The organism is Desulfovibrio faecalis (assembly GCF_053570625.1).
Genome location: NZ_JBRBQR010000001.1, coordinates 1904834 through 1921591, shown reverse-complemented (window position 1 = coordinate 1921591; position 16758 = coordinate 1904834). Strand labels below are relative to the sequence as shown.

Genomic DNA, 16758 nt, shown 5'->3' with positions numbered 1-16758 from the left:
TCGCTACTTGGTTCCGAAGATACGGTCGCCGGCATCGCCGAGACCAGGAATGATATAGCCGTTTTCGTTCAGATGGTCGTCAATGGCGGCGGTGTAGATGTCCACATCCGGATGGGCGGCCTTGACCTTGGCAATCCCTTCGGGCGCGCACACAAGGTTGAGGCTGCAAATCTGCTTGCAACCGTGGCGCTTCAGCAGGCTGATGGCGGCAATAAGCGAGCCGCCGGTTGCCAGCATGGGGTCAAGGATGATGGCAAGCCGCTGGTCCATGTCGTTGGCAAGCTTTACGTAATATTCAACAGGTTCAAGGGTTTCTTCGTTGCGGTAGAGGCCCACAACGCTGATCTTGGCGCCGGGTATCATGTCCAGCACGCCATCCATGAGGCCAAGGCCAGCGCGAAGAATGGGAACAACCGTCACCATCTTGCCGGAAATGACCTCAATTTCCACAGGCCCGGCCCAACCCTCAACAGTGTGCTTTTCTGTACGAAAGCCCTTGGTGGCTTCGTAAATGAGCAGACTCGCGATTTCGTTGGAAACAGAACGGAATTCGCGCGTGGAGGTGGCCCCCATGCGCAAAATGCCCAACTTGTGGCGCACAAGAGGATGATCGACGACATAAACGGCCATAACGCCTCCTTAGCTATGCATAACTGGCTGAGTGGAAAAAATTAAAACCGGAATACGCTATTCTTAATGGCGGCTCGTGTCAACGATACTTGCGGACAGCCTTATTGCCTTGGCTGCGCGGCATGAGCTAGTATTTTGAAGCTTTGCACAGGACAGAACCGTGCCGGATTCCCTGCCCTGCCGCACCCTAAACATCCTCACATGGAGGCCACGCCATGCCCGCCACAGTTTATTATGCAGATATGCACTGCCGGTCGCACGAGGACAGCAAAATCTCCAAGGTAGCGCGCCTCTGCGATGCGCTCAATCTGAAAAAAATCATCAAGAAAAAAGAACTTGCCGCCATCAAGCTGCATTTTGGCGAATACGGCAACGACACGCACCTCAACCCCACTCTGGTGCGCCAGGTTGTAAACAAGATCATGGAGGCAGGCGGCAAACCATTTCTGACAGATACAACAACCCTGTATTCAGGCAGCCGCCACAATGCCGTTGACCACATGCAAACGGCATACGCCCACGGCTTTGCGCCTTCGGTGGTGCATGCCCCCATCATTCTGGCCGATGGCCTGTATGGCGAAAATGACGTACCCGTGCGCATCAACGGCAAGCATTTCAAAGACGTGCATATCGCCACAGAGATACGGCGCGCTCCGGCAATGGTGGTGCTGTCGCACTTTAAGGGGCATGAAATGGCGGGATTTGGCGGCGCGATCAAGAATCTCGCCATGGGCGGCGCTGCCGTGCGCGGAAAAAAAGAACAGCACGCCACCCACGTGTCTGTCAGCGAAAAAAAATGCGTTGGCTGCGCCAAGTGCGTCAAGGTGTGTCCTCAGCACGCGCTCAGCATGAAAAGCAAAAAAAGCGTTGTGGACATTGAAAAATGCATAGGCTGCTTTGAATGCATTACTGTTTGCCCCGAAAAAGCAATTAGCATAGACTGGGAAACAGAGATGCAGCCATTTATTGAGCGCATGACAGAATATGCATATGGGGCAATAAAAGGCCGCAAAAAGAGTGTTTGCTACATAAACTTTGTACTCAACGTAACACCTGACTGCGACTGCGCCCCCTGGAGCGACATGCCGCTGGTGCCGGATGTGGGCATTCTGGCCTCTACCGACCCGGTAGCGCTGGATCAAGCCTGTTTTGACCTTGTTTCAAAAGCGCCCTCGCTTGGGCAGGAGGCCTCGCCCCAAACGGTTGCAGACAAATTTTCCGCCCGCTGGCCGCATACCTGCGGACAGGTGCAACTAAGTTATGGCGAATCGCTGGGCCTTGGAAGCCGCGAATACAAGCTCAAAAAAATCTAGCACCCTGCGCATTGCAACATCAGGGCACATGCCGCCCCTGTCAGGCGCCTTGGTGTTGCAATGCGTAGTTGCTGACCAGGATTCTCACTGCCTGCCCGGCTGCCAGTTGCACATAAGCAGATGGCGGGGAGGCCGCCGAAAAACTGAGCCATCAAATTGTCACAAACTTGTAATATATTTGTCACAATAATCACGATTAAGTATGTTATGTTAAATTTTTTATTTATTATTTATACATCAACAATATTTTTTAGTTTATCTTAAAAAATAAAAATAAATTTTTTCCGCAAAAATAATTTGAGACAGGAATTTTTTTCAAAAACTACATCATATTTTTTTGTTTATAATTTTTATGTCCAGTATTTAATAAATTTCAAATAATGTTTTTATATACTATCTAACTTTTATGTAAAAAATTTTTTCATATTTATAAATCAACTGTAGCAGTTGCCATGTTTTCAGCAAAAACAGCAATATTTCAATTTTCTACATTTTTGCAGAAAATAATCATTTCGGCGTGGATTCAGGATATAAGGGCTTCTTCAACTTTTTTTTGCAAATAACAGTTGAATTTTAGGTAGATCGTCACTTAAGTTTGCCTCAGCTTTTGACCCGTCAGAGTCTGACACACCAGAACGTTGAGGGAAACGTGGGCGCGTCAGCTGGTCATAATTGCCCCCCTGCTGTGGACAGGGATAAGTTTTCATTGTCAAACGGCATCTAAGTTTTACTAGCGAGGAGGTTTACAGGATGAAACGTATCGTAGCTCTGCTTGTTGCTCTGGGCCTTGTTTGCGGCATGACCCTTGGTTTTGCCCAGGCTGCCGAAGCCAAGACCATCATCAAGATCGCTGGCATGAAGCCCGAGGGCGAGCCGGAAACCATCGGTATGCACCTTTTCGGCAAGTATCTTGCCGAACTTTCCAATGGCAAATATGAAGTGCAGGTCTTCCCCAACAGCCAGCTTGGCAAGGAAGACGCATACATTGCCGCCACCCGCAAGGGCATCATCCAGATGTGCGCCACCGGCACGCAGACCTCTGCCCTGCACCCTGCCATGGCCATGCTTGAAACGCCCATGCTCTTCGACGATCTGGATCACGCCCGCCGCGCCATGGAAGGCAAGACTTTTGACCTTATCAACGAGGGCTTCACCGAAAAGTCCGGCCTGCGTACCATGAACGCCTTCCCCTTGGGCTTCCGCCACTTCTACACCAAGAAGCCCATTGTCACGGTGGAAGACGTTAAGGGCCTGCGCATGCGCGTACCCAACATTCCCCTGTACACCAACTTTGCCAAGGAATGCGGCATCAGCGGCCAGCCCATGCCCTTTGCCGAAGTGCCCGGTGCGCTTGATCAGGGCGTCATCGACGGCGGCGACAGCCCCCTGGCCGACATCGTCAGCCTCAAGATGTACGAAATCACGCCCCAGATCACCCTTACCGGCCACATTCTCGTGATCCACTCCCTCTACATCAACGACAAGTTCTATCAGTCGCTGCCTGACGAGGACAAAAAGTGGTTTGACGAAGCCGCCAAGCGCTCCGCCAACGACGTGTGGCTCATGGTCAAGGAAGGCGATGAAAAAGCCAAGGCGACCATCCTTGCCAACAAGGGCAGCATAAATACCCCCAGCAAGGAATTCCACGACTACATGGCTGAAGCCGGCAAGCGCAGCTGGAAGCTCTTTTACGACACGGTGCCCAACTGCCAGGCCATTCTGGACAGCGCCGCCAGCTACCGCGAATCCAAATAATTGTTCCCCGCTTTACAGGCCGGAAAAGTATAGGCTTTTCCGGCCTGTGCAGTTCATGGACAAAACCCCCGTGGCCTTTTCAGGTCGCGGGGGTTGCAACAATTCTTCACGCAGCCATCTGCGGCGGCACAAACAGGCTTGCTAGCATCAGCACGGCACTGCGTAGCCAGCGATTGGGGCAGCGTTTTCCAGAGGTTCGTTATGAGCGACGACATTTCCAAAAATTTTCCGCCGGACCATGCGCCGGGCGTGCATGCCCTGCTTGAACCGGAACAGGAACCCAAGCACGAAACCATGGGGCAATTGCTGTTTGAAGTATTTTGCGCCGTCATCTTTCTGGGCATGATCGGTCTTGTGTTTTACAATGCCCTGCTGCGCTACATTTTTTCTTCCAGCTACCCGCCGAGCGAAGAATGGGCGCGCTTTCTCTTCATGTACATCACGTTTTTCGGCGCCATTGAGGCCTTTATCTGCAAGAAGCACATTGCCGTTGATCTGCTTGTGACAACGCTGGAAGGCACAAAGCGTAAAGCTGTGGATGTTCTGGCGTCGGTATGCAGCCTTTTTGCCCTTGGCCTGCTGTTTTACGGCGGCGTGGTCAACGTGCTGCAAACGCTTGATACCTACTCCGTGGCGACAAACGTCAACATGGCCTTTATCAACGGCACCTTGCCCATCATGGCGCTTGTTGGCTTGATTGTAGAACTGCGCTCCCTCGTGAGCCTGGTTCGCAGACCTGCATCCACCTTCCAAAAGGGCTAGGAGAGAAGAATGGAACTCTTTATTTTCCTTGGCTCCCTCTTCTTCTTCATGCTCATTGGCGTCCCGTTGGCCATTGTGCTTGTGTTGTGCTCCATTGTGCTCATGTGGCACTCGGGCATGTGGGATGCCATGATTATTCCCGGCAGCATGCTGGACGGCGCCAACAACTACCCCTTGATGGCCATTCCCTTCTTTGTGTTCGCTGGTGAAATCATGGCGGAGGGCGGCCTTTCCAAGCGCGTGGTGCAGCTTGCCCAGCTCATGATTGGTCGGGTGCGCGGCGGCCTTGGCTATGCGGCCATTATCGCCAGTATCATCTTTGCTGGCCTGATGGGCAGCTCCGTGGGTGAAGCCGCCGCTCTTGGCGGCCTGCTGCTGCCCATGATGAAGCAGGTGGGCTACCACCCTGGCCGCGCGGGCGCGGTTATCGCCTCCGGCGCTATTCTTGGCCCCATCATCCCGCCCAGCACCAACTTTATTCTGCTTGGCGCTACGGTCAGCGGGCTTTCCATCACCAAGCTGTTCATGATCGGCCTGGTGCCTGGTATCATGATCGGTCTGGCCCTCATGGTGGTGTGGTTCTTTGTGGTGCGCAAGGATGGCTATAATGAAACCATCCGCTTCACCAAAAAAGAAGCCATCAAGATTCTTATCGACTCCACGCCTGCCTTCATGATGCCTGTGCTGCTGCTTGGCGGCATTCGCTTTGGTATTTTTACACCTACTGAAGGCGGCGCGTTTGCAGCCATTTACGCCATCCTTGTGTGCGTGCTGTACTATCGCGAGCTTACCTTCCGCGATCTGCTGCGGGTAAGCGCCCGTGCGGCCCGCACCACCTCGGTGGTTATGCTGATTGTGGCCACGGCGACGGCCGTTGGCTGGTTCATCACCATTGCGCAGATTCCCAACCAGATGACCGCGCTCTTCTCGCCGCTTATTGACAGCCCCATATTGCTGCTCATCAGCATCAATATTTTCCTGTTCCTTATCGGCATGGTCATGGACCTCACGCCCAACATCCTGATCTTTGCGCCGGTGTTCTACCCGCTGATCCAGCAGGCAGGCATTGACCCGTATTACTTCGGCCTGCTCTTTGTGCTCAACCTGGGCATCGGCGTTATTACGCCCCCGGTGGGCACGGTGCTGTACGTTGTGTGCGGCATCGGGCACATCAAGTTTGCCGACCTCATCGTCAAACTTGTGCCGTTCATTCTTGTGGAAGTGATCATGCTCTTCCTGCTGCTGTTCTTCCCCAGCCTTTCGATTGTTCCCATGAACTGGCTGATGGGCGGCAACTAGCAACTCATTGCACATAGATAACAAAACCTCCCGGCATGCCACTGGTATGCCGGGAGGTTTTTATTTGGCGACTGCCGGGGCTTATTGTTTTGCCCGACAAGATGCATCACCGTTGCGTGCTAGACCACCACAACGGGCTTGATGAGGTCGCGCGGCTTGTCCTTCATCATCAAGAGGGCGCTTTCAATATTTTCAAAACCCTTGAATCTGTGGGTCAGCAGGGGCGCAACGCTCAACCGCCCGTGAACCAGCAGGCTTGCCAGCTTTTCCATGCGCAGCCTGCCCCCGGGCATCAGGCCGCCCGCCACGATCTTGTGCCCCATGCCGCAACCCCACTCGATGCGAGGGATTTTAACGGCATCGCCAGAACCCAGATAGTTCACGTTGCCGATGCGTCCGCCGGGTTTGAGCACGCGTATGACCTCCGCAAAGGTATCCACATCACCCCCGGCGATGATGGCCTTGTCCACGCCCTTGCCCTTGGTGCGGTCCATCACCTGGCTGACAATGTCGCCATCGCGGTAATTGATGATAGCTGTGGCGCCGTATTCACGGGCAACCTCTGCGCAGAGAGGCCGGGAGCCAACAGCAAAAATTTCGCCAGCGCCGCGCAGGGCCGCGCCTGCAACCGCCATCAGGCCTACAGGGCCAATGCCCACCACCAGCACGGAGTCACCGTACTGCACGTCTGCCAGTTCCGCGCCATGAAAGCCCGTGGGAACCATGTCGCTCAGCATCACGGCCTCGGCGGGGTCAATGGAGGGCGGCAGCAGGGCCAGGTTGCCGTCCGCATCGTTCACGTGAAAAAGCTCGCCAAACACGCCGTCCTTGAAATTGGAAAACTTCCAGCCCGCGAGCATGCCACCGGAATGCATGGAATACCCGGCCTGCGCCTCAAGGGAATTCCAGTCAGGCGTAATCGCGGGCACGATAACCTTGTCCCCAGGTTTAAAGCAGCGCACCAGGGAGCCAACTTCCACAACTTTACCAACTGCCTCGTGTCCCAGAATCATGTCGTGCCGGTCGCCCAGCGCGCCCTCCCAAACCGTGTGGACATCTGAAGTGCAAGGAGCTACCGCCACGGGTTGAACAAGGGCATCCAGCGGACCGCACTGGGGCTTTTCTTTTTCTATCCAGCCGATCTTGTTCAGGCCAAGCATTGCAAAACCTTTCATTTCTTTTCTCCTGTCTTTTGGGTAACTGCGACAGCCAGTACAACTGGTTGTGCATTCACACTAGGATGTACCAGAGCAGGAGTAAAGTGATTTTTTTTCACAAAATAATATTATGCAAATATAGTTTTTTTACTCGACAATACGGTCCGCCATTGTCCATACTTTCTGGCCGACAGCACCGCTGTTGTCGTCATCTAAAAAAAAATCGCCAGCAAATCACTCTTCTGTCAAAATTAACAAATGGTTATTTCCCTTACCGCTTTGCCATCATCTTTTTTGAACAATTCAATAGGCATGCATCAAAATACTTCCAGCCGATAAAAAATCATCGTTTTCTCGTAACAAAGGATTTTTATTCAAAGCATAAAGTTATATATACAACGAACGATACGCTAATTAGTATCCATGTGAAAATGCAGCAGGAATTTTTATCTGCAGACTGAATCATAAGGCCAATCCAAGGGTTGGCGCCGCTGATTTGCTTCAACAGTAAATGGCACAGGAGGTATGCATGTTCAGGATGTTTACGATCTCGTATCGTATGTTCATGATCTTGATTTTTACCCTGATTATTGTTGGCGGGCTGGTATACTCCCTGATCCACATTTCCAATTCTGCCACCGAACTTTCCGCCCAGAAAGTGGGCGAAATGTTCTATGAAGGCCAAAAGCAACGTATCCGCGATCTCTCGACCACCATGGCAAACAGCATTGGCGAGCAGATCAGCGGCATTACCGACATTGCCAAGCGCAATGCCATTATTACCAGCGCCATAAAAAAAGCCCGTTACGAAAAAGACAGCTCCGGCTACTTCTTTGTATACGACGGCGGCATTGTTGTTGCCCACGTTTTCCCTGATCTGGTAGGCAAGGATCTTGGCAATTCCGTGGATAAAAACGGCGTCCGCTTCAATGCGGAGCTTGCCAAGAAAGCCTCTGAAGGCGGCGGTTTTGTGACGTTTGTCTTCAACAAGCCCGGCGGCGGCACCCAGTCCAAAATCGCCTATGGCGCGCAGGTGCCCGGCACGAGCCTGTGGGTTGGCGCTGGCGTCTATATCGATAACGTGGAGCAGGTCAAAAATGAAATCGCGGGCCAGATCAGCGATGCCATTTACGCCAATCTCAAAAAAATCCTTATTGGGGTGGCCTGCTGCATAGTACTTTTGTACATACCGCTCATGCTGCTGATTACCCGCTCCATCCTGACGCCCATCAAGGCCGCCCGCGAGGCTGCTCAGCGCATATCCAACGGCGACATGGACGTGCAGATCGTTGCCTCGGGCAAGGACGAAGTCACAGTTCTGGAACGCTGCATGTCGGAAATGACAGCCAACGTAAAAAAATCGCTGGCAATTTCTGAAGAAAAAACCCGCGAGGCCGAGCAGAGCGCGGCAAAGGCGCTTGAAGCCGTTGCCGAAGCTGAACGCCTGACCGAAGAAGCGCGAAGCGCCCGCAGCGAAGGCATGTTGAGCGCCGCCAAGCATCTGGAACAGGTGGTAACGGCCATAACCAGCATCTCTGCCGAAATTTCCGGCAATATAGAACAGGCCGAGCAAGGGGCCACCACGCAGGCCGCACGCACCACTGAGGCCGCTACGGCGGTTGAACAGATGAACTGCACGGTCATAGAGGTTGCCAAAAACGCCTCGGCCACGGCGGATCTTTCCACCAGCATGCGCCAGCGCGCTGCGGAAGGCGCGGAAGTTGTGTTCCAGTCCGTGCAGGCCATTGGCAATGTGCAAAAGGATGCCCTTGTGCTCAAAGACGAAATGACCAAGCTTGCCGAGCATGCGGGGGCCATTTCGCAGATCATGGGCGTTATTTCCGATATTGCAGACCAGACGAACCTGCTGGCCCTTAACGCCGCCATTGAAGCGGCGCGCGCCGGCGAAGCCGGACGCGGCTTTGCCGTTGTGGCCGATGAAGTGCGCAAACTGGCGGAGAAAACCATGAGCTCCACCAGTGATGTGGGCAATGCCATAGGCGCAATCCAGAAGAGCGTGGATTCCAGCATCCGCCAGGTTGACGTGACGGCTGGCAATGTGGAAAGCGCCACCACGCTTTCGCAAAAATCCGGCGAAGCCCTGCGCGAAATCGTGGGTATGGTGGATCAGACCGTTGATCAGGTGCGCGGCATTGCCACTTCGTCAGAAGAACAGTCCGCCGCGACCGAATCCATCACGCAGACCGTGACCCAGGTCAGCTCCATCGCGGCAGAAACCGCCACCATCATGCACACGTCGGCCCGAGCGGTTGCCGCCCTTGCCGATGAGGCCAAAAAACTCAACAACATGGTCACTGAACTAAAAAATACCAAATAATGCGGCAAGTTCAGGGCGCTTCGCCAAGGTGAAGCGCCCTGCTGCACCGCGCCATCATTCCTCCAGAGTTTGATAAACAAATACGCAGCGACAGCGTGAAAATTTCCGCAACGCCTGCTGTACAGACAGATTGTCGCCCGCGATTGTCGGGGGCGGGTCTATGGTTTTGCCGCGCAGTCTGCAACTTGTTACAAAATTGGCCCAGCAAGCCGAGAATCAAACAAAAATGTTCCAGATTGCACTCATTAAAAAATTCAATACATTTAAATAGTTTATCTTTCTCTTTGGAACAGATGGTGCATATACATGGCCGGTTTCATTGCCTTTAGCATTTCTGAAAGGAGAATCTGATGTCCATGAATTTTCTCTCTCTGGTCAGCCGCAAAACCCTGCCTGTTCTCATGGCATGCGGCCTGCTACTGCCCACCACGACAGTCAAGGCGCAGGATGAGCCCCAGTACACGGCGACTATTTCTGCCGCAACCAACCCCCTGAGCACCAGGGGCGTTGTCACCAGCCCCAACTATCTGGCCTCGCAGGCCGGGCTGGACGTGCTGCGGCGCGGCGGCACGGCTGTGGACGCGGCCATTGCCACCGCCTCTACCCTTGCGGTTGTTTACCCGCAGATGTGCACTCTGGGTGGCGACAACTTCTGGCTCATTTACAATGCCAAAACCGGCGAGCTGAAGGCGCTCAACGCCAGCGGCCGCTCGGGCGAAATGGCAACCATTGATTTTTATGCCTCCAAAGGGCTGAAAAAAATTCCCTCCCGAGGCTATATTGCGGCCAATACTGTGCCCGGCGTAGTTTCCGGCTGGGATGCGGCCTATGCCTACAGCAAGCAGAGCATGGGCAGCAAGATGAAGTGGAAGGAGCTGCTCGCTTCCGCCACAGATTATGCCGCCAACGGCTTTCCCGTGAGCACCTCGCTGGCTTACTGGAGCAAGATCAACACCAATCCCAATGATTCAGAATTCCGCAACCTGCAACGTTTTGATGCCTTCCGCAAAGCCTATCTGCATGCGGACGGCAGCCCCTACACCGTGGGTCAGGTCATGCGCCTGCCCGATCTGGCAGCCACGTTGAACCAGCTTGCGGACAAGGGCGCGCAGGTCTTCTATAAGGGCGACATCGCCAAGCGCATTGTGGCCGACCTGCAAGCCAACGGCGGCCTGCTGACCCTCAACGACTTTGCCAACCACAAGGCCGATTGGGTTGACCCCATTTCCGTCAATTACCGGGGCTACAAGGCCGTGAACTTCCCGCCCAACACGCAGGGCATGGCCTCCCTTGAAATTCTGAACATCCTCAACAACTTCAACATCAAGGCCATGGGCGAAGGCACGGCGGATTACTACCACGCGCTGATCGAAGCCACCAAGGAAGCCTTTGTCGACCGCGACAAGTACCTCTCTGACCCTGATTTTGTAAAAATTCCGCTCGACTACCTGCTTTCTGCCAAGCATGGCAAGGATCAGGCCGCGCGCATCAGCATGAGCAAGGCTGCCACAAACCTTACGCCCCTTGATCCCAAGGGCGACACCATCTGGCTTGGCGTTGTGGATGCGCAGGGCAACGCGGTTTCGCTTATCCAGAGTATTTATCACGATTTTGGTTCCGGCATCGTGGCGGGCGGCACCGGCGTACTGCTGCAAAACCGGGGCAGCTTCTTCTCCCTTGATCCCAAGCACGTGAACCATCTTGAGCCGCGCAAGCGCACCTTCCACACGCTGAACCCGGCCATGCTGCTCAAAGACGGCAAGCCCTACCTTGTGTACGGCACCATGGGCGGCGAAGGCCAGCCCCAGACCCAGGCCGCCATCGTTACCCGCGTGGTGGACTTTGGCATGACCCCGCAGGAGGCCATTGCCGCTCCCCGCTGGCTTTATGGCCGCACCTGGGGCGCTTCTTCCAACGACCTCAAGCTTGAAGGCCGTATTCCCCAAAAGGTGGCGGACGAACTCAAGCGGCGCGGGCATCCCGTGCGCCTGATTGAAAACTACACCGACACCATGGGCCATGCGGGCGCAATCCTTGTGGATCAGGCCACCGGCGTGCGTCAGGGCGGTACGGATCCGCGCGGCGACGGCGCGGCTGTGGCCTACTAGACTGATATTAAAACAAGCTTCAGCCCAGCAGCATGTTGGGCCGAAGGCTTTGACACAATAAAAAACCCCGCGCTGGTCTTTCTCGGCCAGAGCGGGGTTTTTTATTGTCGGCAACGAGCAGACGGGGCTTTATGCCCAGTCTTTATCGGCATGGCCCAGGTCTTCAAGCACCAGAGTGGGCTGATGCCTCTCCCTGGCAAGATCGGCGCGCGTGGCTTCACCGCTGAGCACCAGAATGGAATCAATGCCAGCATTGCGCGCAAGCTGCATATCCGTACTCAGGCGGTCGCCAACCATGACCATTTCTTCCTTGCGGTAGCGCGCCAGCAGAGGCGCGAGCACGGCTGGGTCGGGCTTGCCGAAAATATGCTGCGGCTTTCTGCCAGTGGCAGTGGCGTAGAGGCTGATGAAACTGCCCACATCAGGCAGCGGGCCTTCGGGCGAGGGGCATACCAGATCGGGGTGCGTGGCGAGAAAGAGCACAGAACTGTCCTGCAACAGTACGGCAGAACGGGCAAGCTTGTGGTAGGTGAGCTCCGTATCGTAGGCCAGCACCACGGCCTGCGCGCCTTCTTCAACCAGTTGCAACTCGGGCATGCGCTTGAGCAGGTCATGCTGAAAATCGGCATTGCCCACGGGGAATACACGCAAAATGCCGTTGGCGCGCAAAAAATCCACCAGTGGCGTCACGGGTGAGAGAAGCAGATCTTCACGCGCGGCAATACCCATTCCGTTGAGTTTATCCACATAGGTGACGGGCGACTTGGAAGTATTATTGCTCAGAAAATAAAAATCCAGACTGTTCCAGTGCCGCTGAATAAATCCCACGGCCCCATCAATGGGGATATGACCGAGGTAGACGGTGCCGTCCATATCAAGCACAACGCAACGCTTTTTTGACCAATCCATATATGCAATCCTCAAGTTTTTTGCTTTCATTATGCGGCATTGCCCACTCTGGCAAGCGCTACCGCAACATTCTCCTGCATTCAATCTTGACGCAACTACACAAATTGATAACCATACGGTATCAACAATCATCCTGAGCATAACCGCAGCAATTATCCAACCGATCTGGCCCTTCAATCTTGTTGCGTAGATGCGCCGTTGTTTTTCGGCCCCGCAGGCGCGGCATCTAACAGCGTCTGCATGCTTCAGGACGATTCCGACAATTTGCTCCACTGGAGAAACCATGCTTGAAACTACTGTTGTCGTCATCGGCGGCGGCGCAACAGGCATAGGAACCCTGCGCGATCTTTGCATGCGCGGCGTTCCTGCCATATTGCTCGAACAGGGCGGCCTGGCCCACGGCACAAGCTCGCGCTTTCACGGCCTGCTGCACAGCGGTGGCCGTTACGCTGTGGGGGACAATGAATCCGCGCGTGAATGTATTGAAGAAAACACGATCGTGCGGCGCATTGGCAGGCAGTGCGTGGAACAAACCGAAGGTTTTTTTGCGCTCACGCCTGAAGACGACCCCGCCTACGTGGATCGGTGGGTTGAGGCCTGTGCCCGAGCGGGCATTGATGCCCCTGAAATTGACGTCAAAGAAGCCCTGCGCCTTGAACCCAACATGTCGCCCGAGGTCAAACGCGTTTTCCGCGTGCCTGACTCCTGCGTGGACGGCTTCCGGCTGGTGCTGCACAACGCCATGTCGGCCAGGCGCCACGGCGGGCAGATGCTCACCTATCATGAAGTGACCGGCATCTGTCAGAAGAACGGCAAGGTCTGCGGCGTTACGGCCATCAACAAAAATACGGGCGAAACCATTGAGATTGCCTGTTCTGTTGTTGTCAACGCCGCTGGTTCGTGGTCTGGCCGCATTGCGGCCCTTGCGGGGCTGGATGTGGCGGTTTCACCCGATCGCGGTACGCTTGTGGTTTTTAACCACCGCTTCACTTCGCGCGTGGTCAACCGCCTGCACCCCGGCTCGGACGGCGACATTTTTGTGCCGCACGGCTCCATCACCATTCTTGGCACCACGTCCATACCCACAGACAGGCCGGACGACACTACCCCCACCAGCGAGGAAGTGCTGCGCCTGCTCAAAATCGGCGAACCGCTGTTCCCCGATGTGCGCAGCTACCGCATTTTGCGAGCCTTTGCGGGCACACGCCCCCTCTACACGCCGGGCAATGCCGCCGGGCGCAAGGCCAGCCGCAACTTCCATGTTATGGACCACGCCGAGCAGGGCCTTGACGGCATGGTTTCCATTTTCGGCGGCAAGCTGACCACCTACCGCCTCATGGGCGAACGCACCGCAGACAAGGTTTGCGCCAAGCTTGGCGTTACCGCCCCCTGCCGCACCGCAGAAGAAGCCATTGTGCCGGATCCGGACGAAGCAACGCTTTCCCGCGCCGCCAAGTACTTTCCGGTGCAGGGCATCCAGCTTATGGCCGACCGCATGGGCGATGACCTGACCCCTGTGATCGAACGCGCGGAAAAGGCCGATTCCAACCCCCTGCTCTGCGAATGCGAAATGGTCAGCATGGCCGAGATTGAATGCGTGGCACGTGATGCCTCCACCCATTCGCTGACGGATATCCGCCTGCGCACACGTCTGGGCATGGGCACCTGCCAGGGAACGTTCTGCTCCTTGCGGGCAGTGGCCGCACTTTCCGAACACGACATTCCCCTTGAATTTTCAGCTACCGACAACGTGCGGCGCTTCCTTCAGGAGCGCTGGGGCGGTCTGCGCCCTGCCCTGTGGGGCATGCAGGCGCGTGAAATGGAACTTGGCCGCGCCGTATACGCGGGAACACTCAATCTTGATGGAGCCGCCCATGAGCAGGATTGTTGACGTACTGGTGGTCGGCTCCGGCATGGCGGGCCTTGTGGCCGCCCTTGCCGCAGCGGATCAGGGCCGCAGCGTACGGCTGCTCACCACGGGCATGGGTTCGCTGGCTATCAGCGGCGGTTCGGTGGATTTTCTTGGCTACGCTGACGGCAGGTTTGCCGCCGACCCGTGGCAGGGTCTGGCCATGCTGCCTGAAGACCATCCCTACAGCCTGCTTGGGGCAGAAAGCGTCCGCTCGGCCTTTCAGTTCTTTGCAGATGTGATGGAAGGCCAGCACTGGCCCATGCGCCCCGCTCTCTCCCAGGAGGGCACGCCGCGCAACACCCAGCTGCCCACCATCATGGGGACGCTCAAGCCCACCTATTTGCTGCCTGCCAGCCTGCACACCGAGGCGCTCGCCAGCGCCAAAAAGGTGCTGGTGCTGAGCGTTCAGGGCTTGCGCGACTGCCGCCCCTCCCTGGTGGTCAGCCAGTTGCGGCGCTACAAAAGCTGGGCCGACAAGGAATTCACGCAGGGGCTTTTGCCCTCGCCCTTTGGCGAAACCCACCGCGCCATATCGGCGCTTGATCTGGCCCGCATGGCGGACAAGCCGCACAGCCGCCGCTGGCTGCTGGATGCGCTTGCCCCGCATGCCGGAAAGTACGACCTCATACTTATTCCGCCGCTCTGCGGCAGCAAGGCCAACCCGGAAGTCTGGCAGGCGGTCAATGCCGCCGCTGGCTGCCCGGTGGTGGAAATGTTGTCCATCCCTCCGGGGGTTGGCGGTCTGCGCCTGCGTGACGCCCTGTTGCAGGCCCTGCACAAGCACAACTTTGAACTGGTGGAAAACACCACGGTTCTGCGCGCTGAAACGATTGGCAAAACCTGCACCGCCCTGGTGGCCGAGGCCTCCGGGCAGGAACGCCACCACGCCGCCCGCGCCTTTGTAACCGCCACCGGCGGCATCCTTGGCGGCGGCATGACGCTTGAACCCGGCCAGTGCTGGGATTCCGTGTTCGGCATCGACATTACCGTGCCGCAGGATGTATCGCAGTGGTCAGAGCCGAAAATTTTCGGCAACCATCTGTTCTCGCGCATGGGTGTTCGCGTTGACCGAACCATGCGGCCTGTGGACGATGCCGCCGTGGTACGCTGGCAAAACGTCTTTTTCGCCGGGCGCAGCCTTGGCGGATATGATTACGCAACAGAAAAAAGCGGTCACGGCGTTGCCATCGCCACGGGCTGGCAGGCGGGCCTCATGGCCGCCGCAGCCGCCGCTTCCGGGGAAAACCAATGAGCGTGCGCATCAATCCAGATAAATGCATAGCCTGCACCACCTGCGTGGTGCACTGCCCCGTGGCGGATGCGACCCCCAAGTTTCTGGGGCCGCGCATGATAGGCCCTGCCTATGAGCGTTTTCGCCTGCTGGGCCTGACGGAAGACCCCTCGCTGCACTACTGCGCCAACTGCAAAAACTGCGACATCTCGTGCCCGCACGGCGTACCGGTTTCCAGCCTCAACATGATGGCAAGGGCCGACCAGTTCAAAAAGCACTCCCCCGGTCTGCGCGACTGGGTGCTTGGTCACGGCGAGCTCATGGCCAAGTGGTTGCGGCTCATCCCGGCGGCGCTCAAGAACTTCGGCATGCTCAATCCCGTTACCCGCACGGTGCTGGATGCCTTGGGCATCGACAAACGCGCGCCCCTGCCCGCCTTTGCGCCCCAGACCTTCCGCCAGCTCATGCGCCATGTGCACCAGCCCGACCACAAGCGCAGCGTGGTTTTCTACCCCGGCTGCTACGTGGACGTGTACGACCCGCGCACCGGCCTTGATATGGTGTGGGCCATGAACCGCGCGGGCTACAAGGTCATTGTGCCCGAGGAACTTGTGTGTTGCGGCCTGCCCATGGTTGCCAACGGCTTCTGGCAGCATGCCCGCTCCAATGCGGAACATAACCTGAAAGCTCTGGGCCAGTGGCGCGATGCAGGGCTACCTGTGGTGACGGGCTGCCCCAGTTGCGCCCTCATGTTCCGGGTGGATCTGCCGGAATACTTCCCCGATGTGGCGGAAAAGTACGGCGCATGCAGCCTCGCGGACGCGCAGGAATTTCTGCTGGATGCTGTGGACAGCGGAGACCTCTCGCTGAAGGCCGATGGCAAACAGCAAATCCTGCCCGACCTCAAGCTGATCTACCACGCGCCCTGCCATCTGCGGGCGCAGGGCAACGGCCTGCCGGGGCTGGAACTGCTGCGCCGCCTTGACGGCGTGACCGTGGAAAATGCTGATGCAGGCTGCTGCGGCATTTCCGGCAGTTATGGCTTTAAAAAGGAAAAATACGACATTGCCCAGACTGTAGGCTCGGAACTTTTCGCCAAGGTACGCGAAAGCGGCGCTCAGGCGGCGGTTTCTGAATGCGGCACCTGCCGCGTGCAGATCACGCATGGTTCCGGCAAGTTCAGCCTGCACCCTGTCACAATTCTGCGGCAGCGGCTTGAAGCCCGCTAGGTTTTGGATTGCGGCAACTATGCCGCGCAGTTAAGCGCTTACAACCCCCACTTGGCAGACGGTTCACCGACTGCCAAGTGGGGGTTTGCAAAGTCTACACCTCAGAAAATCAGAA

General features: G+C 56.3%; 12 protein-coding genes. 9 read left to right on the top strand and 3 right to left on the bottom strand.

Annotated elements, in window-relative coordinates; all coding sequences use genetic code 11:
- Nucleotides 1-3: 3 nt before the first annotated feature.
- A complete protein-coding gene (gene upp / locus ACUZ79_RS08555; protein WP_240824521.1) occupies nucleotides 4-630 on the bottom strand; it encodes a uracil phosphoribosyltransferase in 627 nt (208 codons plus the stop codon).
- Between the two features lie 215 nt (nucleotides 631-845).
- Between upp and ACUZ79_RS08550 the strand changes: the two genes are divergently transcribed.
- The 4 genes from ACUZ79_RS08550 to ACUZ79_RS08535 all read left to right on the top strand — a co-directional run bounded on the left by ACUZ79_RS08550 (nucleotide 846) and on the right by ACUZ79_RS08535 (nucleotide 5759).
- Nucleotides 846-1943, top strand: coding sequence for a DUF362 domain-containing protein (locus tag ACUZ79_RS08550; RefSeq protein WP_449251324.1), 1098 nt, complete (start codon nucleotides 846-848; stop codon nucleotides 1941-1943).
- 750 nt (nucleotides 1944-2693) lie between these two features.
- Nucleotides 2694-3698, top strand: a complete 1005-nt coding sequence (locus ACUZ79_RS08545) for a TRAP transporter substrate-binding protein (protein ID WP_449251323.1) — start codon at nucleotides 2694-2696, stop codon at nucleotides 3696-3698.
- Between the two features lie 201 nt (nucleotides 3699-3899).
- Nucleotides 3900-4460: a TRAP transporter small permease gene (locus ACUZ79_RS08540; RefSeq protein WP_411330570.1), complete on the top strand. Its 561-nt coding sequence runs from the start codon at nucleotides 3900-3902 to the stop codon at nucleotides 4458-4460.
- 9 nt (nucleotides 4461-4469) lie between these two features.
- Nucleotides 4470-5759, top strand: a complete 1290-nt coding sequence (locus tag ACUZ79_RS08535) for a TRAP transporter large permease (protein WP_449251322.1) — start codon at nucleotides 4470-4472, stop codon at nucleotides 5757-5759.
- A 119-nt stretch (nucleotides 5760-5878) separates the two neighbouring features.
- On the opposite strand, the gene ACUZ79_RS08530 is transcribed toward ACUZ79_RS08535, so the two are convergent.
- Complete coding sequence (locus ACUZ79_RS08530) at nucleotides 5879-6934, bottom strand: NAD(P)-dependent alcohol dehydrogenase (protein WP_240824526.1); 1056 nt, start codon at nucleotides 6932-6934, stop codon at nucleotides 5879-5881.
- A gap of 511 nt (nucleotides 6935-7445) precedes the next feature.
- Between ACUZ79_RS08530 and ACUZ79_RS08525 the strand changes: the two genes are divergently transcribed.
- Nucleotides 7446-9254 carry a methyl-accepting chemotaxis protein gene (locus ACUZ79_RS08525; protein ID WP_449251321.1) on the top strand — a complete coding sequence of 603 codons (1809 nt, stop codon included), beginning with the start codon at nucleotides 7446-7448 and terminating at the stop codon, nucleotides 9252-9254.
- Nucleotides 9255-9604: 350 nt separating this feature from the next.
- Nucleotides 9605-11362: a gamma-glutamyltransferase gene (gene ggt, locus ACUZ79_RS08520; protein WP_240824528.1), complete on the top strand. Its 1758-nt coding sequence runs from the start codon at nucleotides 9605-9607 to the stop codon at nucleotides 11360-11362.
- A 129-nt stretch (nucleotides 11363-11491) separates the two neighbouring features.
- On the opposite strand, the gene ACUZ79_RS08515 is transcribed toward ggt, so the two are convergent.
- Complete coding sequence (locus tag ACUZ79_RS08515) at nucleotides 11492-12271, bottom strand: HAD-IIA family hydrolase (RefSeq protein ID WP_449251320.1); 780 nt, start codon at nucleotides 12269-12271, stop codon at nucleotides 11492-11494.
- A 283-nt stretch (nucleotides 12272-12554) separates the two neighbouring features.
- Here ACUZ79_RS08515 and glpA point away from each other — a divergent pair, with 283 nt between their 5' ends.
- The 3 genes from glpA to ACUZ79_RS08500 are packed head-to-tail and all read left to right on the top strand — an operon-like array spanning nucleotide 12555 to nucleotide 16643.
- Nucleotides 12555-14162, top strand: a complete 1608-nt coding sequence (gene glpA, locus ACUZ79_RS08510; protein WP_240824530.1) for an anaerobic glycerol-3-phosphate dehydrogenase subunit GlpA — start codon at nucleotides 12555-12557, stop codon at nucleotides 14160-14162.
- Nucleotides 14146-15435 (top strand): anaerobic glycerol-3-phosphate dehydrogenase subunit GlpB, encoded by a 1290-nt coding sequence (gene glpB / locus ACUZ79_RS08505; RefSeq protein WP_449251319.1) that lies wholly within the window; start codon nucleotides 14146-14148, stop codon nucleotides 15433-15435. Before glpA ends, glpB begins: the two co-directional genes overlap by 17 nt.
- Nucleotides 15432-16643 (top strand): anaerobic glycerol-3-phosphate dehydrogenase subunit C, encoded by a 1212-nt coding sequence (locus tag ACUZ79_RS08500; RefSeq protein WP_240824532.1) that lies wholly within the window; start codon nucleotides 15432-15434, stop codon nucleotides 16641-16643. Before glpB ends, ACUZ79_RS08500 begins: the two co-directional genes overlap by 4 nt.
- Nucleotides 16644-16758: the final 115 nt, after the last annotated feature.

Coding starts and splice junctions, on each gene's coding strand:
- ACUZ79_RS08540 (WP_411330570.1), top strand. CDS start 3,900: ATGAGCGACGACATTTCCAAAAATTTTCCGCCGGACCATGCGCCGGGC.
- ACUZ79_RS08550 (WP_449251324.1), top strand. CDS start 846: ATGCCCGCCACAGTTTATTATGCAGATATGCACTGCCGGTCGCACGAG.
- ggt (WP_240824528.1), top strand. CDS start 9,605: ATGTCCATGAATTTTCTCTCTCTGGTCAGCCGCAAAACCCTGCCTGTT.
- ACUZ79_RS08530 (WP_240824526.1), bottom strand. CDS start 6,934: ATGAAAGGTTTTGCAATGCTTGGCCTGAACAAGATCGGCTGGATAGAA.
- ACUZ79_RS08545 (WP_449251323.1), top strand. CDS start 2,694: ATGAAACGTATCGTAGCTCTGCTTGTTGCTCTGGGCCTTGTTTGCGGC.
- ACUZ79_RS08515 (WP_449251320.1), bottom strand. CDS start 12,271: ATGGATTGGTCAAAAAAGCGTTGCGTTGTGCTTGATATGGACGGCACC.
- upp (WP_240824521.1), bottom strand. CDS start 630: ATGGCCGTTTATGTCGTCGATCATCCTCTTGTGCGCCACAAGTTGGGC.
- ACUZ79_RS08525 (WP_449251321.1), top strand. CDS start 7,446: ATGTTCAGGATGTTTACGATCTCGTATCGTATGTTCATGATCTTGATT.
- ACUZ79_RS08500 (WP_240824532.1), top strand. CDS start 15,432: ATGAGCGTGCGCATCAATCCAGATAAATGCATAGCCTGCACCACCTGC.
- glpA (WP_240824530.1), top strand. CDS start 12,555: ATGCTTGAAACTACTGTTGTCGTCATCGGCGGCGGCGCAACAGGCATA.
- glpB (WP_449251319.1), top strand. CDS start 14,146: ATGAGCAGGATTGTTGACGTACTGGTGGTCGGCTCCGGCATGGCGGGC.
- ACUZ79_RS08535 (WP_449251322.1), top strand. CDS start 4,470: ATGGAACTCTTTATTTTCCTTGGCTCCCTCTTCTTCTTCATGCTCATT.